Consider the following 21,018-nt stretch of genomic DNA (forward strand, 5'->3'; position numbering starts at 1 on the left):
ACCACTCGTTCCAACCTGTCAAACGGCGAGGCCACCATGGATGAACATATGGACGGTGCTCACGCCGCTGACGCCTCGGTACTCGACCACGTGCCGATGCGCAATGAAGACGGCGAAATCAGGCACGAATTCGTCGAGGAAATCGCCCATGCGATCGAGGCTGCGGACAGCGCCGCGCTGCGCGCCTGCGTCGCCGAACTGCACGAGGCCGACCTCGGTGATCTCATCGCGGCGCTGGCGCCCGACAACCGCGTCCGCCTGGTCGAGCTGACCGGCGCCGACTTCGACTTTTCCGCGCTGAACGAGGTCGACGAAAGCGTGCGCGAGGAGATCCTCGACGAGCTGCCGCCCGAGACGGTGGCCGAGGGCGTCCGCGAGCTCGAATCCGACGATGCGGTCGAACTGCTCGAAACCCTCGACGAGGACGAGCAGGAGGAGATCCTCGAGAAGCTGCCGCTCAAGGAGCGCGTCGCGCTCGAACGCAGCCTGCTGTATCCGGAAAACTCCGCCGGCCGGCGCATGCAGACCGAATTCATCGCCGTGCCGCAGGATTTCACGGTCGGGCAGGCCATCGACTACATGCGCGATACGCCCGACCTGCCGGACCGATTCTACGAGATCTACGTCGTCGACAAGGATCAGCACTGGCAGGGCGCGATTCCGCTCGACGTGATCTTGCGCGCGCGCCGCCCTGTGCCACTCACCGAGCTGACCGATGAGGATCGCCGCCGCGTCTCCGTCCTGGAGGACCAGGAGGAGGTCGCGCGCATGTTCGGCAAGTACAATCTCGTCGCGGCCCCCGTGCTCGACACCCAGGATCGCCTGGTCGGCGTCATCACCGTCGACGACGTGGTCGACGTCATCGAGGAGGAGGCGGACGAGGACCTCAAGGCGCTCGGCGGCGTCACCAGCGACGAAGAGCTGTCGGACACGTTTCTGACCATTGCGCGCGGCCGCTTCAACTGGCTGCTGATCAATCTCGCCACCGCATTCCTCGCGTCCTCCGTGCTCGGCCTGTTCGAAGGCCAGCTCGAACAGATGGTGGCGCTTGCCGTGCTGGCGCCGATCGTGGCGAGCCAGGGCGGCAATGCCGCGACGCAGACCATGACCGTCGCGGTGCGCGCACTCGCAACCCGCGAGCTCGGCTCCTTCAATGCCTGGCGCGTGATCATCCGCGAAACCTTGGTCGGCCTCATCAACGGCATCGCCTTTGCCGTGATCACGGGCATCGCCGCGGTGGCCTGGTTCAAGATCCCGGGCCTTGGCGTCGTCATCGGCCTTGCGATGATCTGCAACCTCATCGCGGGCGCGCTCGGCGGCATCCTGATCCCGATGGCGCTCGAACGCGTCAGGGCGGATCCGGCCGTGGCTTCCGGCACGTTCGTGACCACGGTGACCGACGTCGTCGGCTTCTTCTCCTTCCTCGGCATCGCAACGCTGTGGTTCGGGTTGAAGTAGTAGGGCACGAGAGCAATGCGCCGTCCTCAACCTTTAATCCGGCCTTAAGCGACCTGCCGCATTATTGCCCGTGCTTGGGGGAATGAGCATGCGGTTGCGGCTGAAGGCGGACGGAAGGGTCGTTGAACTACGGGATGGTCAGGAATTTCCCGTCCAGCCGGCCCCGCCTGCGGTCGAGACTCCGCCGGCCGGGGCTGGTTCGCTCGCGGTGCGCGATTTGCGCCGGCGCGCCTGCCTCACCCAGATGGAGTTTGCCGCCAAGCTCGGTGTACCCGTCGAGACCATCCGCAACTGGGAGCAGGGCAAGCGCGCCCCGCGCGGCCCCGCCCGCGCCCTCCTGGCCGTGATCGCGCATGCGCCCGACACGGTGTTCCAGGCGCTCGCCAAAGCCTGACGTCAAGCTCCTGGCGTTGCGGCCTTCAGATCCGCACCCCTGGGCTGATGTCCTCCATTGCACTCTGGCGGACCGGGCCCATAATGATGCCACTGACGAGTCTGGGGGCTGCCGCAACAGAGAGGATTCCTCATGTTGTTCGTCGAGGCCAATGGCGCAAAAATCCCCGCGATCGGGCTGGGGACCTGGGAGCTGAGCGGCCGGACCTGCGCGCGCGTGGTCGAGCAGGCGCTGCGGCTCGGCTATCGCCACATCGATACCGCCCAGGTCTATGACAATGAGCGCGACGTCGGCGACGGTCTGCGCGCCTCCGGCGTCCGCCGCGATGATGTCTTCCTCACCACGAAAGTCTGGACCAACCATTTCGCGCCCCATGATCTGGAGCGGTCGGTCAAGGAAAGTCTGGCGCGCTTGAGGCTTCCCGCCGTCGACCTCGTGCTGTTGCACTGGCCCAATCCGCACGTGCCGCTGGAGGAGACGCTGGGTGCGCTGGCGCATGCCAAGCGCATGGGCCTGACGCGGCATATCGGCGTCTCCAATTTTACGGTGGCGTTGATCGAGCAGGCCGCCTCCCTGTCGAGCGAGCCGCTGGTCTGCAACCAGGTCGAATATCATCCTTATCTGGATCAGGGGAAGGTAAGGGCAGCCTGCGACCAGCATGGGATGGCGCTGGTTGCCTATAGCCCGATCGCCAAGGGCCGCATCAAGTCCGACCAGACGCTGCTGGAAATCGGCCACGCCCATCAGAAGACGCCGGCGCAAATCTGCCTGCGCTGGCTGGTGCAACAGAATGTGTCGGCGATTCCCAGAACCTCGCGCGTCGAGCGCCTGTCGGAAAACATCGAGATCTTCGATTTCGAGCTCTCGGATGACGAGATGACGGCGATCTCCGCGCTGGCCAGCCCCAAGGGCCGCCTGACCAATTTCGGCTTCGCGCCGAAATGGGATTGAGGGGAGCCTGCGGTATGCTAGGAGCAGGCCGGCAACCCAAGATCGGGCGATGGAACTGCGGAAGATCATACGGACGGACATTGCCGCGTCAGCGATTGCACATCTGACGCTGGTGGCGCTGATCATCCTGATCAGCGAAGTCCATCCGTTTCATTCCCTGCCGCCCGAGACCGTGGCGGTCGATATCGTCACGCCGGAGCAGGTGAAGCAGGAGGAGGCCAAAGCAGAAGAGAAAGCCCTGCAGGAGACGGAGAAGCCGCCGGATCCGCTTCCCGACCTGAAGCTGCCCAAGCTGGATTTCACCGACAAACCGGACGCCGCGCCGAAGCCTGCGCCGGCCGGTGAGAAGGCGCCGCCGCAGCAGAAGCAGGCCTCGCATGAGCCGCAACAGAAGACGGAGCAAGCGGCAAAGCAGCAAGAGGCCAACGCACAGCCGCAACCTCAGCAATCTCAGCCGCAACAGCCACCTCCGGCGATGCCCCAGCCACAGGCCGCACCTCCTGCCTATCAGGCGCCCGAGCCCGACGTCACCGTCAGATACGGCGTGATTCTGGGGCTGCCGCCCGAATTGCCGCCCGCGCCGAAAGACGCACCCAAGGATGACGGCGGCGATGCCAAGGATTCGATCGCAGCCAAGCTGCCGCCTGAGGTCCTTGCCGAGCTTCGCCGTCACCTGAGGAACTGCTCGAAACTGCCGGCGGGCGTCGCGCCGACCGACGCCGTGCGCATCAAGTTGCGCGCCGTGCTCGCCACTGACGGCACGCTGGCGCGGCCGCCGATCCTGATCGAGGCCCCTCCGTCCGCGAAGGGCGTGGCCATCGTGAAATCCGCGATGAACGCGATGCAGGCCTGCCAACCCTACAAGATGCTGCCTGTCGACAAATACGAGGAATGGAAGGTGATGGACCTCTCGTTCACGCCGCTGGATTTCGGGTCGTAGTCGGCGCGAAATGCCCGACGGGCAAAACACCTACGGGGCTGTAGCGCGAAAGCGTGTCTGCTGTTCGAGAATCGGAAAAGCGATGAGGCAGGCTCAAATCTGTGCCCGTCACCTTGAGGCGCGCGCTCAGCGGCGCGTTAGCGTCGTTGAGCAAGCCTCGAAGGCGACGCCCCGGCTGCATCGGATCGGCCGTTCATCCTTCGAGGCTCCCGGCGCGATGCGATGCATCGCGCCACTCGCACCTCCAGCGACAATGGCTTCGCCATTGCGCGGGGATGACGGAACGGAATTCATGTTTAGGTCGCGCCGCATTGTGAGTTGTACTGGAGCCGCAGTTGGCTACCATGCGCACGCGCTCCCTGATCACGGAGCCAGCAGCAAGCGGAGGCGACATGAGTGGGCAGGAACGCAAATTGAAGGGATCGGACCTGTTCGTTGCGGCGCTGGAGAACGAAGGCGTCGATCGCATCTTTGGTGTCCCCGGCGAGGAAAATCTCGACCTCGTCGAATCGCTCCGCATGTCGAAAATCGAGCTGGTGCTGACCCGGCACGAGCAGGCCGCAGCTTTCATGGCGGCGACCCACGGCCGGCTGACCGGCAAGCCCGGCGTCTGCCTGTCGACCCTTGGCCCTGGTGCGCTTAATCTCTCCACCGGCGCCGCCTATGCCCATCTCGGCGCGATGCCGATGATACTGATCACTGGCCAGAAGCCGATCATGAGCAGCCGGCAGGCGCGCTTCCAAATCGTGGACGTGGTCGCCACCATGAAGCCGCTGACGAAATTGTCGCGGCAGATCGTCAGCGCCTCCTCGATTCCGACCGTGGTGCGCGATGCCTTCCGCGTGGCGATGGAGGAGCGGCCGGGACCGGTGCACCTCGAATTGCCCGAGGACATCGCCGGCGACGAAGTCGAGGCCGTTCCCGCAATCCCGATCCACCCGATCGAAATCCCCGTCGCGCATCGCGCCGCGCTCGACCGTGCCGCCGAGATGATCCTCGCCGCGAAGCGTCCGCTGGTGATGATGGGTGCCGCGACCAGCCGGCCGCGCTCGACCCACAGCATCGCGAGCTTCGTGCGGCGCACCGGCATTCCGTTCTTCACGACGCAGATGGGCAAGGGCACCGTGCCCGGCGGCACAAATCTCTATATGGGCACCGCGGCGCTGTCCGAGCGCGACTATGTCCATGATGCCATCGACGCCGCCGACCTGATCGTGGCGATCGGCCATGACCCGATCGAGAAGCCGCCCTTCATCATGGGGCCATCGGGGCCAAAGGTCATTCATGTCAGCTACACTTCTGCCAGCGTCGAGCTGGTTTATTTCCCAGATGCCGAGGTCGTCGGGGACGTCGGCCCGAGCCTCGAGCTTTTGGCGGACCGGCTCGAAGGCAAGCTGCCGCAGGCGGCCGCGTTGCTGCCCTTGCGCGAAGACATCCTCAGCCACATCGCCGACCGCGCGACCGAGACGCGCTGGCCGCCGACGCCGCAGCGCATCGTGCACGACATCCGCCAGGTCATCCCGGAGAACGGCATCGTCGCGCTCGACAACGGCATGTACAAGATCTGGTTCGCGCGCAATTACCGCACGCGCGTCGCCAACACGCTGCTGCTTGACAATGCGCTGGCAACGATGGGCGCCGGCCTGCCATCGGCGATGATGGCCGCGATGCTCTACCCTGATCGCCGCGTGCTCGCGGTCGCTGGCGATGGTGGCTTCATGATGAACAGCCAGGAGATGGAGACCGCGGTCCGCCTCAAGCTCAATCTCGTCGTGCTGGTGCTGGAGGACAATGCCTACGGCATGATCCGCTGGAAGCAGGCCGTCGATCATTTTGCCGATTACGGCATGACCTTCGGCAATCCCGACTTTGCGCTCTATGCAAAAGCCTATGGCGCCAAGGGCCACCGCATCGAAAGCATCGACAGTTTCGGTCCGACGCTCGAGGCGGCCTTTGGAGAGGGCGGCGTGCATCTGGTCTCGATTCCGATCGACTATTCGGAAAACGTGCGGGTGCTCGTGGACGAGCTGCGGGCGCGCGGGAAGTAGGGTCCGGTTTACAATTCTGCCGGGACGATCATACCTGCCATTCCTTGATATATATCGTATTGCGATATAATGCAGGCGCGAAGAATCCTCCCGACAAGAGATATCCATGCGCCAGACCCCCGACATCACCGGCGGCCTCCCGCGTCCTCGCGGCAGGCCGGGAGATTTTACCGCCGATCGGCGCGTGTTGATTCTGATCGGGATGGCGCTGCTGGTCGGCAGCCTGGGCACCGGGGCCGCCTGGGTGCTGCTGAAGCTGATCGCGCTGGCGACCAATCTGGTCTGGTTCGGCCATGTCAGCACCGAGAACGTCTCGCTGGCGAATGCCCAGCCCGGAATCTGGATGGTGCTGGCGCCGGCGCTTGGCGGTCTCGTGATCGGGCTGATGGCGCGGTTCGGATCGGAGAAGATCCGGGGCCACGGCATCCCCGAAGCGATCGAGGCGATCCTGATCGGCGGCAGCCGGATGCAGCCGAAGGTCGCGATCCTGAAGCCGCTGTCCTCGGCGGTGTCGATCGGAAGCGGCGGCCCGTTCGGCGCGGAGGGACCGATCATCATGACGGGCGGCGCGATTGGGTCGATCTTCGCGCAGTGCTTCCATCTCACCGCGGCCGAGCGCAAGACGCTGCTGGTGGCGGGCGCGGCTGCCGGCATGACGGCGATCTTCGGCACGCCGATCGCGGCGGTGCTGCTCGCGGTCGAGCTGCTGCTGTTCGAATGGAAGCCGCGCAGCTTCCTGCCCGTGGTGACGGGAGCGGTGATCGCCGCGGCCTGGCGCCCGCTGCTGTTCGGGACGGGGCCGTTGTTTCCGTTCACGCAACGGCCGGACCTGCCCTGGTGGGGCCTTGCGGCTGCGGTCGGCGTCGGCATCGTCGCCGGCCTGCAATCCGGGCTGATGACGCGGCTGCTCTATGCGATCGAAGACCTGTTCGACCATCTGCCGGTGCACTGGATGTGGTGGCCGATGCTCGGCGGCCTCGTTGTCGGTCTCGGCGGGCTGATTGATCCGCGCGCGCTCGGCGTCGGCTACGACGTCATTGCGGATCTGTTGTCCGGCCACATGGCGCGTGACGAGGCGATCCGGATGCTGCTGGTGAAGTCTGTGGTCTGGTTGGTCGCGCTGAGCTCGGGCACGTCGGGCGGCGTGCTGGCGCCATTGCTGATTCTCGGCGGCACGGCCGGTTGGATGGAGGGACTGATCTTGCCTGGCGGCACATCATTCTGGGCGCTGATCGGTATGGCCGCGATGATGGGCGGCACGATGCGCTCGCCGCTGACCGGCGTGATGTTCGCGATCGAGTTGACCGGCAACATCGACATGCTGCTGCCGCTCTTGGCGGCTACCGGTGCTGCGCATGCCGTCACCGTGCTGCTGCTCAAGCGCTCGATCCTGACAGAGAAGATCGCGCGCCGCGGCCAGCACATCACCCGCGAATACGCGATCGATCCGTTCGAGCTGATGCGCGCGGCCGATGTGATGGTGACTGATGTCGACACGTTGCCGGTCGACATGTCCGTGGACGCTGCGGTCGCGTTCTTCACGTCGGATCAGCGCCGTCACAAATCCTATCCCGTGATCGCCGCCGATGGGCGGCTGACCGGCATGGTGACCCGCGCCGACGTGCTGCGCTGGCGTACCGAGGGCGATCATCAGGCCGCGACGCTCGATGACGTCCTGTCGGACACCTCCAGCGTGGTGGCGCATCCCGATGACGTGCTGGGGCGGGTCGCCGATCTCATGGTCGCCTCCGATCTCGGCCGGCTGCCGGTGGTCGATCGTACCAGCCATCGCGTGGTCGGCCTCGTCGCTCGCAAGGATTTGCTGCGAATTCGCGCAGTCGTGAACGCGCAGGAGGAGGACCGCAATGCATATTTCCTGCGCGAAAAGGCGCTTGTGCAGGAGGCGCGGATCGCGGAAGGTCAGCCGCTCTGAACTCCAGCACTGACAGGAATGGGCATGACACGTGTTCGCTGCGTTACCGAGATGGGCATGGGCGTCGACGTCCACGGCAGGGACGCCACCAAGGCGGCGAAGCGCGCGGTGTCGGATGCCATCAGGCATTCGAGCCTTGGTTTCTTCCGGATGATCGGCAAGACCGCGAACGACATGTTCGTCGATGTCACCATCGGCGTGCCCAACCCCGAGGCCGTCGATAAGGAGGCGGTTGCCAAAGAGCTTCCGTATGGCACGGTGACCGTCACCGCGGTCAAAGGCGGGTTGGAGATCCCCTCGGCCACGGAAGTGGCCAACGATCCCATCCTCATCGCCAATGCAGCCGTGATCGTCAGCTTCGAGAAGGACTAGATCGGTGTCGGATAAAGATGAGGCTCTGCTGGATCGTCCGATCTGGAGCGCGCTGACGACGAGCCAGAAGCATTTGGCCGAGGGAGGCCCACGCGCGCGGCGCTATCCCGTGGACATGACGCCGTTCGCCGACATGACCGACATGTCTGCGGCGAGCTTTGCGGCGCTCGGCGATCTCCTGCCGCCCTCGCAAGTCGCGGCGTTGTTCACGCCGGAGCCGGTCGACGTCCCCTCGGGCTTCAAGGTCGTGCTATCGGAGACCGGCGAGCAGATGATCGGCTCGCCCGCGGACAGCCCGCTTCGCGACGCCGAGATCGTGAGGCTCGGTGCGGCCGATGTTCCCGCGATGATGGCGCTGACGGCGCTCACCAAGCCGGGGCCGTTCGCCGCGCGGACACATGAGCTCGGCACATTCCTCGGCATCCGCGCCGGCGGCGAGCTGGTCGCGATGACCGGGGAGCGCATGAAGCCGGGCAAATTCACCGAGATGACGGCGGTGTGCGTCCATCCTGATTATCGCGGGCGCGGCTATGCGCAGGCTCTACTCGCAGCCGTCGCGCGCCAGATCGAGGCGCGCGGCGAAATTCCGTTCCTGCACGTCTTTTCGAACAACAATTCCGCCATCGCCCTCTATCAGCGCCAGGGCATGCGCATCCGCCGGCGCCTGCACGTGACGGCGTTCATGAAGCAGGAGTAGGCGCCCTCAGGGTGTGGCCCTTCATTTCCTGGGAAAGCACGCTATATCCTTCCCCACCATAGTTGGGGGAAGCACATGGACGCCAGGACGCCCGATTTTTCCGCTGCACGGACGGCGATGCAGCGCTACGTTGATGAGGAGATCATATCAGGCGTGTCCTGGGCGGTGCTGCGCGGGCGCGAGGTGGTCGACCAGCAATGCGTCGGGTTTGCCGATCGCGAGGCGAAGACGGCACTCCGACCGGATCATATTTTCCGCGCGTTCTCCAACACCAAGATCTTCGTCACCTCGGCGATCATGCTGCTGGTGGAGGAGGGCCGCATCGGGCTCGATGACCCCATCGAAAAATTCCTGCCGCAACTCGGCCGTCGCAAGGTGCTGAAGCAGGGTGCTTCGAGCCTCGCCGATGTCGAGCCGGCGAGGAGCCCGATCACGATCCGGCATTTGCTGAGCCATACGTCTGGGCTCAGCTACGGCATCTTCGATCCCGGCACGGTGCTGTTCAAAGGCTACAACGATGCGGGCGTGCTTAATCCGCTGACGCCGCTGACCGACATGATCGACAAGCTCGCCGATCTGCCGCTGTCCTATCATCCCGGGACGTCCTGGGAATATTCGGTGGCGACCGACGTGCTCGGCCGCGTGGTCGAAGTGGTCTCGGGCAAGCCGCTCGATGTCTTCCTGAAGATGCGCATCTTCGATCCCCTCGGCATGACCGATACCGGCTTCTTTGTGCCTGAAGCACAGCAAAACAGGCTCGTTGCGCACTACACCGGCGCCGACGTGCTCGATCCGATGAAGCCTGGCCTGACGCGCGCCGACAATCTGCCGTATCCGCAGGCCTATCGACGGCCGTTCCCGCGGCTGTCGGGGGGCGGCGGTCTGGTCTCGACCCTGCCTGACATGCTCGCTCTGGTGCGGGCGCTGCTGCCCGGTCCCGATGCGCTGTTGAAGCCGGACACGCTGCGGCAGATGATGACCAATCAACTGCCGGAGGGCCAGACCATCCGCTTCGCCAATCTCGGGGCGATGCCCGGCAAGGGCTTTGGCCTCGGCGGCGCCGTCACCTTCGCGCCGACCCAGTTCGATCCGCCAAATTCCACGGGCGAATTCCAATGGGGCGGCCTGGCCGGCACCCATTGGTGGATCTGCCCAGAGGCCAACACATCAGGTGTTCTGATGGCCCAGCGGCATCTGGGTTTCTGGAATCCCTTCTTCTTCGCGTTCAAGCGCCTGGCCTACCAGGCGGTCGGGGGCTGACCGAAAAAAATTGCTGCATGATTGCAGCAGCCGTTGCGCGCTGGCGGCACGCTCGGCAATGCATTGATGGCGCAGCGGCTGTTTGACCGCCATAAGGATGAGGGATGAGAGAGCATTAGAGACGGGACCATGCGCGTGCCAAACTATCTCGGTCTCGATGGATTTCGTTTCGGCTGGGTTGCCGCATGGATCGACGAACGCGGCGATCACGGCTTCGACTATTCGCCGGGCTTGACTCGCCTGCTCGCCATGTCGCACGCGCGCGCGATGATCGATATGCCGATCGGCTTGAAGCCCAGCGGCTACCGCGCATGCGACCTGCGTGCGCGCGAATTGGTGGGGCCTGCGGTGTTTCTCGGCGCCCGCCGCGACCTCTGGACATTTTCCGATATGGCGGCGGCCAACGGGTATTACTGGGAGCAGGAAGGCAAGGGCAGGGGCGTCTCGGCGCAGCTTTGGAACATCCGAGACAAGATCAGGGACGTCGACGCAATCATGACGCCGGAGCGTCAGGCGACAACCGGCGAAGCGCATCCGGAATTGATCTTCTGGAATCTTGCAGGGCGAGTCCGGCTTGCAAAGAAGACCATGGCGGAAGGTCGCGAGCAGCGCATTGCGCTGCTGGCGCAACGCGGCTTCACGCGCCTGCCGCGATGGCTGACGCAGCGCCAAGGCACCGGCATCGGCTGCGACGATCTCATCGATGCCTGCGCCTGTGCGGTCGCAGCGCGCGACAGCACGCAGCGTGTCGGCGGGGACGAGATCGATTCCCGCGGTCTGCGGATGGAGATCAATTACTGAGCCGGTCGCGCGGCGAGGATCGGGAAAAACAGGCAAATTTTTCGAACCCTGCAGGAACTGGCGGCAGTCGGTCCGCGTTCCCCATGCGGACCGAATTGGAAGAAGCTCGTACTACGATGCATGATGCCAGTCAGTTAGCGACAGCGATGCTCGCGCTCGTTTTTGCCGGAGCGCTGCTCGTCACCGGGCAGCTCTTCATCGAGCAGCGCGCCCAGCACGATGTGGTCTACGCCACCAACCATTTGCTGCGGCCCTTGTGATCGGAATTCGCGGCGCGACGTTGGTGTGACGACGTCCCGGCCTTGCGCCATGTCCCGGCTCGCCTAGATTAGACGGAATCTCACGCAAGCAGCCGGGGTCCCATGTCTGATCTGTCCGCCTTTCCGATCACCAAGCGCTGGCCTGCCAAGCGTCCCGAACTGCTTCAGCTCTATTCGCTGCCGACGCCGAACGGCGTGAAGGTCTCCATCATGCTGGAGGAGATCGGACTGCCTTACGAAGTCCATCTCGTCGATTTCGGCAAGGACGACCAGAAGACGCCGGAATTCCTCTCGCTCAATCCGAACGGCAAGATTCCGGCGATCCTCGATCCCAACGGTCCCGGCGGCAAGCCGTTGCCGCTGTTCGAGTCCGGCGCGATCTTGCAATATCTCGCGGAGAAGACCGGCAAGTTGCTGCCGCAGGATTCAGCGCGGCGCTACCGGACCATCCAATGGGTGCACTTTCAGATGGGCGGCGTCGGGCCCATGTTCGGTCAGGTCGGCTTCTTCCACAAATTTGCCGGCAAGGATTTCGAGGACAAGCGCCCGCTGGAGCGTTACGTCGGCGAGTCCAGACGGCTGCTTGGCGTCATGGACGCGCATCTGTCCGGCCGGCAATGGTTCATGGATGACGACTACACCATCGCCGACATCTCCATGCTCGGCTGGGTTCGTAATCTCATCGGCTTCTACGGCGCAGGCGATCTCGTCGCGTTCGGCCAGTTCAAGTCGGTCGCTGCTTGGCTCGAACGCGGACTGGCGCGTCCGGCCGTGGAACGCGGGCTCAACATCCCCAAGCGTCCGTGAACTAGCTCAGCGCTTTATAGCTCATATAGAGCGCCATCAGGGCGATGAGGCCGATCATGCTTCGGCGCAGCACAGCTTTGCTGACGCGGTTGGCCGCGCGGGCGCCGAGATCGGTGCCGATCCAGAGACCGGCAAGGATGCCGAGGATGGCCGGCCAGCCCACCATCAGACCCTTGCTCCAGTAGATCCAGGCCGCCGGAATGTTGGCCGGTATGACCGAGAAGATCAGGCTTACGAGTTGCGCCTGATGCTGCGGCACCCGCAAGCCGGCGGCGAGGCCGACCGTGATCGCAAGCCCTCCGCCGATGCCCATGAAGCCGGAGGAAAAGCCCGCGAGCATGCCGATGAGGAGCAGGGGCAGCCAGGGCAGTTGGTCGCGCTTATCGGCGCCGCCGCTGTCCTTGCGGTCGCGACGCAGGATCAGCAGAGCGATCAGCGCGACGAGATAGGCGACGTAAGTCCATTGCAGAACCGCGTCGGACACGGCCGCCGCGGCGTAGCCGCCACCTGCGCCGCCCACGAGAAATCCGATGCCGATCCAGGCGATCCATGGCAGCGCGCCGCGGTTGCCGCTCGCCCAGTAGCGGCGCACACCGGCAAGGCCGGTCGGCGGGACCTGCGTGATCAGCGAAGTGCCCTGGGCGATGTGTTGCTCCGCGCCGAGCAGCAGCACGCTGAAGACGACGAGCCCGCCGCCCGGGCTCGTTCCCATGAAGCCCGACGTCAGTCCGCTGACGAGACCGACGCCGGTGCCGGCAAGGATCTCGTGAATCCAGAGCATGATTTACGTCCTGGCCCGTCGCTTGATGTCGGGCTTGGTCGTGCGAAAGCCGTCGATCACAGTGGTGACGGTCGCCATGCAGGCCGCGATATCAAGATCCTCGCCCCAGCATTTTTGCAGCACGAAGCCCTGGAAGATCGCGATCAGCACGCGCGCGATCGCATCGGCGCCGATGTCGCGCCTGATCAGGCCGTCGTGCTGGCCGCGCTCGACCAGCGCCACGATCAGCGCACGCGGCGTGTCGATGCCTTCGACGACGCTGGCACGGACACGGCGATTGCGCAGCGCCTCGGCCCAGCCATGGATGCCGACGCGGCGCCGCGCCTCGCCCGCAGGATCGGTCAGCCATTGCGCGTAGACGCGGACCAGGGCGTGCAGGCCCTCGATAGAATGAGCGGAGCCATGCGCAACCGAGTTGAGCACGGCCTCGCGGCGATGCCGGTCGTCGGCGAGCGCTTCGATCAGTTCGTCCTTGCTTTCGAAATAGAGATAGACCGCGCCATGGCTGAGGCCCGACCGCCTCACGATGTCCGCCATGCCGGTCTGGTGAAACCCGTCTTCGGAGAAGCAGGCCAGCGCCGCGTCGAGAATCTGCTGGCGCCTGTCTTCACGCTTCTTGTCGCTGATCTTGGGCATCCATCCCGTCCGCAAATAACTGACAGATCGATCATTTTAATGGTTTGCAGAGGCCGGCTGCGACACGACGATCCCTATATAAAAAACGATCAGTCAGTCGTTTTTATAATCAAATGAGATTCTGGTCAAGTCCGAACACGCTGGCGCGAAGCAAACAGGGATCAGGCGGCGGGAGATTGGCTTGTGAGAGCGCTAGAACAGCCGTCCGCCGTTCGGCACCGGCTTGCTTGGCTGCATCAGCACGACCTTGCCGTTGGCATCGGGAAAGCCGAGCGTAAGGACCTCGGAGACAACAGGTCCGATCTGACGCGGCGGAAAATTGACGACGGCCGCGACCTGCTGTCCCACCAGCGTCTCGAGCGGATGGTTCTCGGTGATCTGCGCCGAACTCTTGCGCACGCCGATGACGGGGCCGAAATCGATCCACAGCCGCCAGGCCGGCTTGCGGGCCTCCGGAAACGGCTTGGCATCGACGATGGTGCCGACCCGGATATCGACCGCGAGGAACGTCTTGAAGTCGATGGTCGGCGAGGCGGCTGCGGCGGGATCGTGGGTGACGTGCATGAGTGTGTCCGTTCAGAAGAGGCCGAAACATCCTCCGCAATATTGTCGCGCGATCGGGAGTTTCGTACAACGCCGCAGCCCAAGCATCACGCACGCGCGAGGACCGTCTTGCCCAACATCATCTACGGCATCAAGAACTGCGACACCATGAAGAAGGCGCGCACCTGGCTCGACACCCACGGCGTGGCTTACGAGTTCCACGATTACAAGGCCGCCGGTGTGGACAAGGACAAGCTGAAGCAATGGAGCGACAAGCTTGGCTGGGAGACGCTGCTCAATCGCGCTGGCACCACCTTCAAGAAACTGCCCGAGGCCGACAAGGAAGGCCTGACGGAAAAGGAGGCGCTGGCACTGATGCTAGCGCAACCATCCATGATCAAGCGGCCGGTGCTGGAAGTCGGCGGCAAGCTCCTGGTCGGCTTCAAGCCTGACATCTACGACAAGGAAATCGGCGCCGTCTCGCGCAAGCGCTAAAGCGTTCTCAAGCGAAGTGGATTCCGGCTCGCGTAAAGAAAACGCCCGTTCCATGGGAACGGAGCGCTAGTTCAGCTCGATGATCTCGGCGGTAACGCTTGGACCGCCGCTCTGATCGGCGAGTTCGACGATGTCGGCGGCCGCGACGCGACCTGGCGCGCGGTGAAACAGGTCGCGGTCGATCACCGTGCGCAGTTTCGGCCGAGGCGGCGCGTCAATTCCGCGCAGCAGATCCTTGATCTCGAAGCCGCCGTCCTCGCAAAAGGTCTTCACCGACGCGATGATGTGGCTGACCTTGTAGTCGGTGAGGAAAGGCAGCAGCAGCCGTTCATAGGCGACGACGCGGCCGCAAGTGTCGTCGACATCGGCAACGCTGTAGATCGGGAGCCCGCGCGCCACGCATTCATAGTAGATCGGCATCACGAAGGGCGCGAGCCGTGGTCCGACATAGTCGTGCAGCAGGATTCCTTTGCCGGTTTGGCCATAGGCACGCGAGATTCGCGTGCCCTCGCTTTGAATGGTCAGGCGCGGCGGCGTCGATTTGTCCACCGTATAGTAGACGAGATCGGACAGCTCTTCCTCGAGCCGCGCGGGCTGGTATTCCCAGATCGCCGGCGCAATCTGCTGGCGCGCATAAAGGCGCAGCCACGTGTTGAGCAGGTCGCGCTGCCTGATCGACTTGACGACGGAGGGAGCTGAGCTGGCGAAATCCAAGACAATATTCCCGGCGAATGAAACGCGCGCATCATCTCGCCTGCTGGAAAATTTTTGATGAAGGCTGGCGCGGGAGACCAAAGACCGTTAACGACGACTTGATGACCGGTGTCTTTGCGAACCGGGAGGCCGGCAGGCGACATCGTGAAGCCTCCAACTAAGGGAGCATAAGACTCCCGGCCAAAGGCCTGACCTGCTCAGCTTTCCGCCTTGCCTAACCCCCGTCACCTCCGGCATATTCCGCGCCCGGAGGCGGCGTTCCGGGACGGCTCCAAGGCCTCCGGAAAGCCAAAGTAAACAAGGAGAGCCACGCGCGGTTCGCGCGGGCAGGGGGAAATCTGTTTGGCCGATGAGTTCATTCTCGAAACGGAAGGCTTGACCAAGGAGTTCGCGGGCTTCTTCGCCGTCCGCGACGTTGCGCTCAAGGTTCGCCGCGGGAGCATCCACGCGTTGATCGGCCCCAACGGTGCCGGCAAGACGACGTGCTTCAATCTTCTGACCAAGTTCCTCAAACCGTCTGCCGGAAAAATCCTGTACAAGGGACAGGACATCACGGCGATGGCGCCAGCCGACGTGGCGCGATTGGGACTGGTGCGTTCGTTCCAGATCTCGGCAGTATTTCCGCATCTCACCGCGCTGGAAAACGTCCGTGTCGCGCTCCAGCGCCAGCACGGCAGCTCCTTCGATTTCTGGCGCTCCAAGTCTGTGCTCAACCGCTTCAACGACCGTGCGCGCGAGCTGTTGAACGATGTCGGCCTCAGCGAGTTTGCCAATACGCCGGCGATCGAGATGGCCTATGGACGCAAGCGCGCGCTCGAGATCGCAACCACGCTCGCGCTCGATCCGGAGATGATGCTGCTGGACGAGCCGATGGCCGGCATGGGGCACGAGGACATCGACAAGATCGCGGCGTTGATCAAGCGCATCTCCGCGAAATATACCATCCTGATGGTCGAGCATAATTTGAGCGTCGTCGCAAATCTGTCCGACATCATCACGGTGTTGACGCGCGGGCAGGTGCTCGCGCAGGGCCATTATTCCGAGCTCACGAAGGACGAGCGCGTCAAGGAAGCCTATCTGGGAGCCGGTCATGCCTGAGACTGCAATGGCCGAGGCTCCCGCGAAGGCTGCAACCGGCGGCAACATCCTCCAGGTCCGCAACCTGGAGGCCTGGTACGGCGAATCTCACATCCTGCACGGGATCAATTTCGACGTGAATGCGGGCGAGGTCGTCACGCTGCTCGGGCGCAACGGTGCCGGCAAGACCACCACGCTGAAGTCGATCATGGGCATCATCGGCAAGCGCGCCGGCTCGATCAAGTTCAACAACCAGGAGATCATCCGCGCGACCTCCGACAAGATCGCGCGCATGGGCATCGCGTTCTGTCCCGAGGAACGCGGAATTTTCTCCAGCCTCGACGTGCGCGAGAACCTGTTGCTGCCGCCCGTGGTGCGGGCAGGCGGATTGCCGCTCGAGCAGATCTTCGACCTGTTCCCGAACCTGAAGGAGCGGCTGGGCAGCCAGGGCACGAAGCTGTCCGGCGGCGAGCAGCAGATGCTCGCGATCGCGCGCATCCTGCGGACGGGCGCGAGCTTCCTGATGCTGGACGAGCCGACCGAAGGTCTTGCGCCTGTCATCATTCAGCAGATCGGTCACACCATAGCGCGGCTCAAGAAGGAGGGGTTCACGATCCTCCTCGTCGAGCAGAATTTCCGCTTCGCCTCCACCGTTGCCGACCGCTATTACGTGGTCGAGCACGGCAAGATCATTGACGGATTTTCCAATGCGGAGCTTGCCGCCAACATGGACAAGCTCCACACCTATCTCGGTGTCTAGAACGGCCAAAGAGAAGACTTCAAAAAGGAATATTGCATGAAGACCAGGTCGATTGCGTCATTGCTGCTGACCACCGCGCTCAGCTTCGCCGTGACAGGGGTCGCGTTTGCGCAGGACAAGACCGTCAAGATCGGTGCGCTGTCCGATCAGTCCGGTCTCTATGCAGATCTCGGCGGCCCCGGTTCGACGCTGGCGGCCCAAATGGCAGTTGAAGATTCCGGCCTTTCCGGCAAGGGCTGGAAGATCGACATTATTTCCGGCGACCACCAGAACAAGCCCGACATCGGAACCGCCATCGCGCGGCAATGGTTCGACGTCGACAAGGTCGATATCATCGTCGACGTGCCGAATTCCGGCGTGGCGCTTGCGGTCAACAACGTCGTCAAGGAAAAGAACGGCGTCTACATCAATTCCGGTGCGGCGACCTCCGACCTCACCAATGCGCAGTGCTCGCCCAACACCGTGCACTGGACCTACGACACCTACATGCTGGCGCACACCACGGGCCAGGCGCTGGTGAAGGCCGGTGGCGACACCTGGTTCTTCCTGACCGCCGACTACGCCTTCGGCGCGGCGCTCGAGCGTGATACCACTGCCGTCGTCACCGCCAACGGCGGCAAGGTCGTCGGCGGCGTCAAGCATCCGCTCAACACGCCGGACTTCTCGTCCTTCCTGCTCCAGGCCCAGGCCTCCAAGGCCAAGATCATCGGCCTCGCCAATGCCGGTGGCGACACCACCAACACGATCAAGCAGGCGGCCGAGTTCGGCATCGGCAAGGGCGGCCAGAAGCTCGCGGCGTTGCTGCTGTTCCTCACCGACATCAAGGCGATCGGCCTGGAGACGGCGCAGGGCCTCAACTTCACCGAGACGTTCTACTGGGACATGAACGACCAGACCCGGGCGTTCTCCAAGCGCTTCGCCGAGAAGATGAAGAACAATGCACCGCCGACCATGGTGCAGGCGGGCGTCTATGCGGGCGTGCGCCATTATCTCAAGGCGCTGGAAGCGCTCGGCGGCAATCCGCATGACGGTGTCAAGGTCGTCGAGAAGATGAAGTCGATGCCGACGGAAGACGATCTGTTCGGCAAGGGCCTGATCCAGCCCAACGGCCGCACCATCCACAACGCCTATCTGTTCGAGGTGAAGAAGCCCTCGGAGTCCAAGGGGCCATGGGACTTCTACAGGCTGGTCGGCACGGTGCCGGGCGACCAGGCCTTCACGCCGCTGTCCGAGAGCAAGTGCGCGCTGCTCAAGAAATAAGACCAACTGCCCGCCGGCTGCCGGCCGGCGGGCAATTCGAGAGCGTTTTCGAGCGAAGTGGATGCCGGTTCGCGTGAAGAAAACGCGTCAAAACAAGAATCTAGAGATTCGGTTCTGATTCAATCAGAACCGAATCTCCAGGGAACGCCAAAGGGACTGGGTGCTGGATCGATGCAGGCTCTCTACGCACAGCTATTGGTGGGACTGATCAACGGCTCGTTCTACGCGCTGCTCAGTCTCGGGCTCGCCGTGATCTTCGGCATGCTCAACATCATCAATTTCGCCCACGGCGCGCTCTACATGATGGGCGCGTTCTGCGCCTATTTCCTGCTGAATCTCGGCGGCATCAATTACTGGTGGGCGCTGGTGCTGGCGCCCATCATCGTCGGCATCTTCGGCATGATCCTGGAACGAACCATGCTGCAATGGCTGGCCGGGCTCGACCATCTCTACGGTCTGCTGCTGACCTTCGGCATCGCGTTGATCGTGCAGGGCGTGTTCCAGAACTATTTCGGCTCATCGGGACTGCCTTATGCCATTCCTGACCAGCTCAGGGGCGGCATGAATCTCGGCTTCATGTTCCTGCCGGTCTACCGCGGCTGGGTCGTCGTGTTCTCGCTGGTGGTGTGTCTGGCGACCTGGTTCCTGATCGAGAAGACCCGGCTCGGCGCCTATTTGCGCGCCGCCACTGAAAATCCGACCCTGGTGCGCGCCTTCGGTATCAACGTGCCGCGCATGATCACGCTCACCTATGGGCTTGGCGTCGGCCTTGCCGCGCTTGCCGGTGTGCTCTCGGCGCCGATCAACCAGGTCCGGCCGCTGATGGGCGCCGACCTCATCATCGTGGTGTTCGCGGTGGTGGTGATCGGCGGCATGGGGTCGATCATGGGCTCCATCATCACCGGCTTCGCTCTCGGTGTGATCGAGGGCCTGACCAAATATTTCTACCCCGAAGCCTCCAACACCGTCGTGTTCGTGCTGATGGTGCTGGTGCTCTTGGTGAAGCCAACGGGATTGACGGGAAGGGCAGCCTGATATGACGGCCTTGACGGACGACACGCTGCCGGTGACCCCGCGCGCCATGCGCGACGAGATGATCCTCTTCGCGGTGATGGCACTGCTGCTGGCGTCAGTGCCCTTTACGGGAGTTTATCCGTTCTTCGTGATGCAGGCGCTGTGCTTTGCTCTGCTCGCCTGTGCCTTCAACCTCCTGATCGGCTATGGCGGCCTGTTGTCGTTCGGCCACGCGATGTTCATGGGTACCGCCGGCTATTGCAGCGGGCATGCGCTCAAGGTGTGGGGACTTCCGCCCGAACTCGGCATCCTCGTCGGCGTTGCTGCGGCGTTTGGGCTGTCGCTCATCACCGGCTACATCTCGATCCGCCGCCAGGGCATCTATTTCTCGATGATCACGCTGGCGCTGTCGCAGCTGCTGTACTTCATCTACCTCCAGGCGCCCTTCACCCATGGTGAGGACGGCATCCAGGGCATTCCGCAGGGGCACTTGTTCGGCGTGTTCGATCTGTCCAAGCCGACGGTGCTCTACTACGTCGTGCTGGTCGGCTTCCTCGCCGGTTTCCTGCTGATCTACCGGATCATCAACTCGCCGTTTGGCGAAGTCCTGAAGTCGATCCGCGAGAACGAGCCGCGTGCCATCTCGCTGGGCTACCGGACCGACCAGTACAAATTCCTGGCATTCGTACTGTCGGGCACGCTGGCGGGCTTTGCCGGGGCGCTGAAAGTGTTCGTTGCGCAGAACGCCTCGCTCACCGACGTGCATTGGTCGATGTCGGGCGAAGTCGTGCTGATGACGCTGGTCGGCGGTCTCGGCACCATCTTCGGTCCCGTGGTCGGCGCCTTCGTGATCATCGCCATGCAGCAATATCTGGCCGGTTTCGGCCAGTGGGTGACGGTGATTCAGGGCTCGATCTTCGTGATCTGCGTGCTCACCTTCCGTCGCGGCGTCATCGGCGAAATCGCACATTACTTCCGACGATCCATGTAAGCCATTGATATATCAGGCATTCAACTGACGGGCGAATCCGGTGGATGATCCGGCTCCGCAGGCCCGAGATGACACGCGCGCGGCGCGAAAATGGTCTATGACGGTTTCGTGACGGCCCCCTGACGGGGGCCAGGCCATGTCCAACCGGTAGACTATTCCCATGATGCGTTGGTTTCGCGCTTTCCTGCCCAAGGAAGAACGGTTCTTCGATCTGTTCGATCGCCATGCCCAGACGGTGATCCAGGGCGCGATCGCGCTCCAGGGCGTACTGAACGGCGGCGAGGAGACGCCGGTCTACTGCCAGCGCGTCAGCCAGTTCGAGAACGACGCCGACAACATTACCCGCGAGGTGCTGACGGCGGTGCGGCGCACCTTCATCACGCCGTTCGATCGCGGCGACATCAAGAACCTCATTACCTCGCTGGACGATGCGATCGACCAGATGCAACAGACGGCCAAGGCGGTGATGCTGTTCGAGGTCCGCAGTTTCGAGCCGCCGATGCGCGAGATCGGCGCGCTCCTGATCGAATGCGCTAACCTGGTCGGGCGCGCACTGCCCCTGATGCAGCAGATCGGCAAGAACGTCGCGATGCTGACAGCAATCACGGAGGAACTGACCAAGCTCGAGGGGCGCGTCGACGATCTCCACGACATCGGCTTGAAGGAGCTGTTCCTCAAGCACCGCAACGGCAACGCGATGGATTTCATCGTCGGCGTCGAGATCTACGACCATCTCGAAAAGGTCGCCGATCGCTTCGACGACGTCGCGAACGAGATCAACAGCATCGTCATCGAGCAAGTTTAGCGCATGATCCGGAAAAGTGTG

General features: G+C 63.5%; 23 protein-coding genes. 19 read left to right on the plus strand and 4 right to left on the minus strand.

The window, feature by feature from the left end; genetic code table 11:
* Window positions 1-36 precede the first annotated feature (36 nt).
* The 12 genes from mgtE (at window position 37) to BM374_RS18130 (ending at window position 11,921) form a co-directional block, all read left to right on the plus strand.
* The gene (mgtE, locus tag BM374_RS18080; protein ID WP_092294458.1) at window positions 37-1,458 is read left to right on the plus strand and encodes a magnesium transporter; all 1,422 of its coding nucleotides are present in this window, start codon (window positions 37-39) and stop codon (window positions 1,456-1,458) included.
* A gap of 82 nt (window positions 1,459-1,540) precedes the next feature.
* The gene (locus BM374_RS18085) at window positions 1,541-1,852 is read left to right on the plus strand and encodes a helix-turn-helix domain-containing protein (protein WP_092294460.1); all 312 of its coding nucleotides are present in this window, start codon (window positions 1,541-1,543) and stop codon (window positions 1,850-1,852) included.
* A gap of 132 nt (window positions 1,853-1,984) precedes the next feature.
* Window positions 1,985-2,803 (plus strand): aldo/keto reductase, encoded by an 819-nt coding sequence (locus tag BM374_RS18090; RefSeq protein ID WP_092294462.1) that lies wholly within the window; start codon window positions 1,985-1,987, stop codon window positions 2,801-2,803.
* A gap of 49 nt (window positions 2,804-2,852) precedes the next feature.
* Window positions 2,853-3,743 (plus strand): cell envelope integrity protein TolA, encoded by an 891-nt coding sequence (tolA, locus tag BM374_RS18095; RefSeq protein WP_092294464.1) that lies wholly within the window; start codon window positions 2,853-2,855, stop codon window positions 3,741-3,743.
* Between the two features lie 392 nt (window positions 3,744-4,135).
* Window positions 4,136-5,791 carry an acetolactate synthase large subunit gene (locus BM374_RS18100; protein ID WP_092295003.1) on the plus strand — a complete coding sequence of 552 codons (1,656 nt, stop codon included), beginning with the start codon at window positions 4,136-4,138 and terminating at the stop codon, window positions 5,789-5,791.
* 106 nt (window positions 5,792-5,897) lie between these two features.
* Entirely contained in the window at window positions 5,898-7,724 is a 1,827-nt protein-coding gene (locus BM374_RS18105) for a chloride channel protein (protein WP_092294466.1), read from the plus strand.
* A gap of 24 nt (window positions 7,725-7,748) precedes the next feature.
* The gene (locus BM374_RS18110; protein WP_092295005.1) at window positions 7,749-8,096 is read left to right on the plus strand and encodes a Lin0512 family protein; all 348 of its coding nucleotides are present in this window, start codon (window positions 7,749-7,751) and stop codon (window positions 8,094-8,096) included.
* A gap of 4 nt (window positions 8,097-8,100) precedes the next feature.
* Window positions 8,101-8,793 (plus strand): GNAT family N-acetyltransferase, encoded by a 693-nt coding sequence (locus BM374_RS18115; protein ID WP_092294468.1) that lies wholly within the window; start codon window positions 8,101-8,103, stop codon window positions 8,791-8,793.
* A gap of 75 nt (window positions 8,794-8,868) precedes the next feature.
* Window positions 8,869-10,053 (plus strand): serine hydrolase domain-containing protein, encoded by a 1,185-nt coding sequence (locus BM374_RS18120; protein WP_092294470.1) that lies wholly within the window; start codon window positions 8,869-8,871, stop codon window positions 10,051-10,053.
* A gap of 135 nt (window positions 10,054-10,188) precedes the next feature.
* Window positions 10,189-10,854, plus strand: coding sequence for a DUF429 domain-containing protein (locus BM374_RS18125; protein WP_092295007.1), 666 nt, complete (start codon window positions 10,189-10,191; stop codon window positions 10,852-10,854).
* An 83-nt stretch (window positions 10,855-10,937) separates the two neighbouring features.
* Window positions 10,938-11,114: a hypothetical protein gene (locus BM374_RS38635; protein ID WP_177248330.1), complete on the plus strand. Its 177-nt coding sequence runs from the start codon at window positions 10,938-10,940 to the stop codon at window positions 11,112-11,114.
* A gap of 102 nt (window positions 11,115-11,216) precedes the next feature.
* Complete coding sequence (locus BM374_RS18130) at window positions 11,217-11,921, plus strand: glutathione S-transferase family protein (protein WP_092294472.1); 705 nt, start codon at window positions 11,217-11,219, stop codon at window positions 11,919-11,921.
* 1 nt (window position 11,922) lies between these two features.
* Here BM374_RS18130 and BM374_RS18135 read toward each other — a convergent pair whose 3' ends face one another.
* The 3 genes from BM374_RS18135 to BM374_RS18145 all read right to left on the minus strand — a co-directional run bounded on the left by BM374_RS18135 (window position 11,923) and on the right by BM374_RS18145 (window position 13,902).
* Window positions 11,923-12,702: a sulfite exporter TauE/SafE family protein gene (locus BM374_RS18135; protein ID WP_092294474.1), complete on the minus strand. Its 780-nt coding sequence runs from the start codon at window positions 12,700-12,702 to the stop codon at window positions 11,923-11,925.
* Window positions 12,703-12,705: 3 nt separating this feature from the next.
* Window positions 12,706-13,338: a TetR/AcrR family transcriptional regulator gene (locus BM374_RS18140; RefSeq protein ID WP_092294477.1), complete on the minus strand. Its 633-nt coding sequence runs from the start codon at window positions 13,336-13,338 to the stop codon at window positions 12,706-12,708.
* 192 nt (window positions 13,339-13,530) lie between these two features.
* Window positions 13,531-13,902, minus strand: a complete 372-nt coding sequence (locus tag BM374_RS18145; RefSeq protein ID WP_092294479.1) for a tRNA-binding protein — start codon at window positions 13,900-13,902, stop codon at window positions 13,531-13,533.
* A gap of 108 nt (window positions 13,903-14,010) precedes the next feature.
* Here BM374_RS18145 and BM374_RS18150 point away from each other — a divergent pair, with 108 nt between their 5' ends.
* Window positions 14,011-14,376, plus strand: coding sequence for an ArsC family reductase (locus BM374_RS18150; protein ID WP_092295009.1), 366 nt, complete (start codon window positions 14,011-14,013; stop codon window positions 14,374-14,376).
* A gap of 66 nt (window positions 14,377-14,442) precedes the next feature.
* On the opposite strand, the gene BM374_RS18155 is transcribed toward BM374_RS18150, so the two are convergent.
* Window positions 14,443-15,090: a PAS domain-containing protein gene (locus BM374_RS18155; RefSeq protein WP_092294481.1), complete on the minus strand. Its 648-nt coding sequence runs from the start codon at window positions 15,088-15,090 to the stop codon at window positions 14,443-14,445.
* A 342-nt stretch (window positions 15,091-15,432) separates the two neighbouring features.
* Here BM374_RS18155 and BM374_RS18160 point away from each other — a divergent pair, with 342 nt between their 5' ends.
* The 6 genes from BM374_RS18160 to BM374_RS18185 all read left to right on the plus strand — a co-directional run bounded on the left by BM374_RS18160 (window position 15,433) and on the right by BM374_RS18185 (window position 20,997).
* Window positions 15,433-16,188 (plus strand): ABC transporter ATP-binding protein, encoded by a 756-nt coding sequence (locus tag BM374_RS18160; RefSeq protein WP_092294483.1) that lies wholly within the window; start codon window positions 15,433-15,435, stop codon window positions 16,186-16,188.
* Window positions 16,181-16,927, plus strand: a complete 747-nt coding sequence (locus BM374_RS18165) for an ABC transporter ATP-binding protein (protein ID WP_092294485.1) — start codon at window positions 16,181-16,183, stop codon at window positions 16,925-16,927. Before BM374_RS18160 ends, BM374_RS18165 begins: the two co-directional genes overlap by 8 nt.
* Before the next feature lie 36 nt (window positions 16,928-16,963).
* Window positions 16,964-18,187, plus strand: coding sequence for an ABC transporter substrate-binding protein (locus tag BM374_RS18170; RefSeq protein ID WP_092294487.1), 1,224 nt, complete (start codon window positions 16,964-16,966; stop codon window positions 18,185-18,187).
* 171 nt (window positions 18,188-18,358) lie between these two features.
* Window positions 18,359-19,222, plus strand: a complete 864-nt coding sequence (locus BM374_RS18175) for a branched-chain amino acid ABC transporter permease (protein WP_092294489.1) — start codon at window positions 18,359-18,361, stop codon at window positions 19,220-19,222.
* 1 nt (window position 19,223) lies between these two features.
* Complete coding sequence (locus BM374_RS18180; protein WP_092294491.1) at window positions 19,224-20,192, plus strand: branched-chain amino acid ABC transporter permease; 969 nt, start codon at window positions 19,224-19,226, stop codon at window positions 20,190-20,192.
* Between the two features lie 160 nt (window positions 20,193-20,352).
* Window positions 20,353-20,997: a DUF47 domain-containing protein gene (locus tag BM374_RS18185; RefSeq protein WP_092294493.1), complete on the plus strand. Its 645-nt coding sequence runs from the start codon at window positions 20,353-20,355 to the stop codon at window positions 20,995-20,997.
* Window positions 20,998-21,018: the final 21 nt, after the last annotated feature.

Origin of the sequence: Bradyrhizobium sp. Ghvi, assembly GCF_900115265.1 — a bacterium.
In the GTDB taxonomy this organism is placed as follows: domain Bacteria; phylum Pseudomonadota; class Alphaproteobacteria; order Rhizobiales; family Xanthobacteraceae; genus Bradyrhizobium.

Excerpts from the sequence above, each read along its gene's own strand:
- BM374_RS18130 (WP_092294472.1), top strand. The coding sequence starts at position 11,217 with ATGTCTGATCTGTCCGCCTTTCCGATCACCAAGCGCTGGCCTGCCAAG.
- BM374_RS18110 (WP_092295005.1), top strand. The coding sequence starts at position 7,749 with ATGACACGTGTTCGCTGCGTTACCGAGATGGGCATGGGCGTCGACGTC.
- BM374_RS18100 (WP_092295003.1), top strand. The coding sequence starts at position 4,136 with ATGAGTGGGCAGGAACGCAAATTGAAGGGATCGGACCTGTTCGTTGCG.
- BM374_RS18135 (WP_092294474.1), bottom strand. The coding sequence starts at position 12,702 with ATGCTCTGGATTCACGAGATCCTTGCCGGCACCGGCGTCGGTCTCGTC.
- BM374_RS18170 (WP_092294487.1), top strand. The coding sequence starts at position 16,964 with ATGAAGACCAGGTCGATTGCGTCATTGCTGCTGACCACCGCGCTCAGC.
- BM374_RS38635 (WP_177248330.1), top strand. The coding sequence starts at position 10,938 with ATGCGGACCGAATTGGAAGAAGCTCGTACTACGATGCATGATGCCAGT.
- BM374_RS18185 (WP_092294493.1), top strand. The coding sequence starts at position 20,353 with ATGATGCGTTGGTTTCGCGCTTTCCTGCCCAAGGAAGAACGGTTCTTC.
- BM374_RS18165 (WP_092294485.1), top strand. The coding sequence starts at position 16,181 with ATGCCTGAGACTGCAATGGCCGAGGCTCCCGCGAAGGCTGCAACCGGC.
- tolA (WP_092294464.1), top strand. The coding sequence starts at position 2,853 with ATGGAACTGCGGAAGATCATACGGACGGACATTGCCGCGTCAGCGATT.
- BM374_RS18140 (WP_092294477.1), bottom strand. The coding sequence starts at position 13,338 with ATGCCCAAGATCAGCGACAAGAAGCGTGAAGACAGGCGCCAGCAGATT.
- BM374_RS18090 (WP_092294462.1), top strand. The coding sequence starts at position 1,985 with ATGTTGTTCGTCGAGGCCAATGGCGCAAAAATCCCCGCGATCGGGCTG.
- mgtE (WP_092294458.1), top strand. The coding sequence starts at position 37 with ATGGATGAACATATGGACGGTGCTCACGCCGCTGACGCCTCGGTACTC.
- BM374_RS18120 (WP_092294470.1), top strand. The coding sequence starts at position 8,869 with ATGGACGCCAGGACGCCCGATTTTTCCGCTGCACGGACGGCGATGCAG.
- BM374_RS18145 (WP_092294479.1), bottom strand. The coding sequence starts at position 13,902 with ATGCACGTCACCCACGATCCCGCCGCAGCCGCCTCGCCGACCATCGAC.
- BM374_RS18175 (WP_092294489.1), top strand. The coding sequence starts at position 18,359 with ATGCAGGCTCTCTACGCACAGCTATTGGTGGGACTGATCAACGGCTCG.
- BM374_RS18180 (WP_092294491.1), top strand. The coding sequence starts at position 19,224 with ATGACGGCCTTGACGGACGACACGCTGCCGGTGACCCCGCGCGCCATG.
- BM374_RS18085 (WP_092294460.1), top strand. The coding sequence starts at position 1,541 with ATGAGCATGCGGTTGCGGCTGAAGGCGGACGGAAGGGTCGTTGAACTA.
- BM374_RS18105 (WP_092294466.1), top strand. The coding sequence starts at position 5,898 with ATGCGCCAGACCCCCGACATCACCGGCGGCCTCCCGCGTCCTCGCGGC.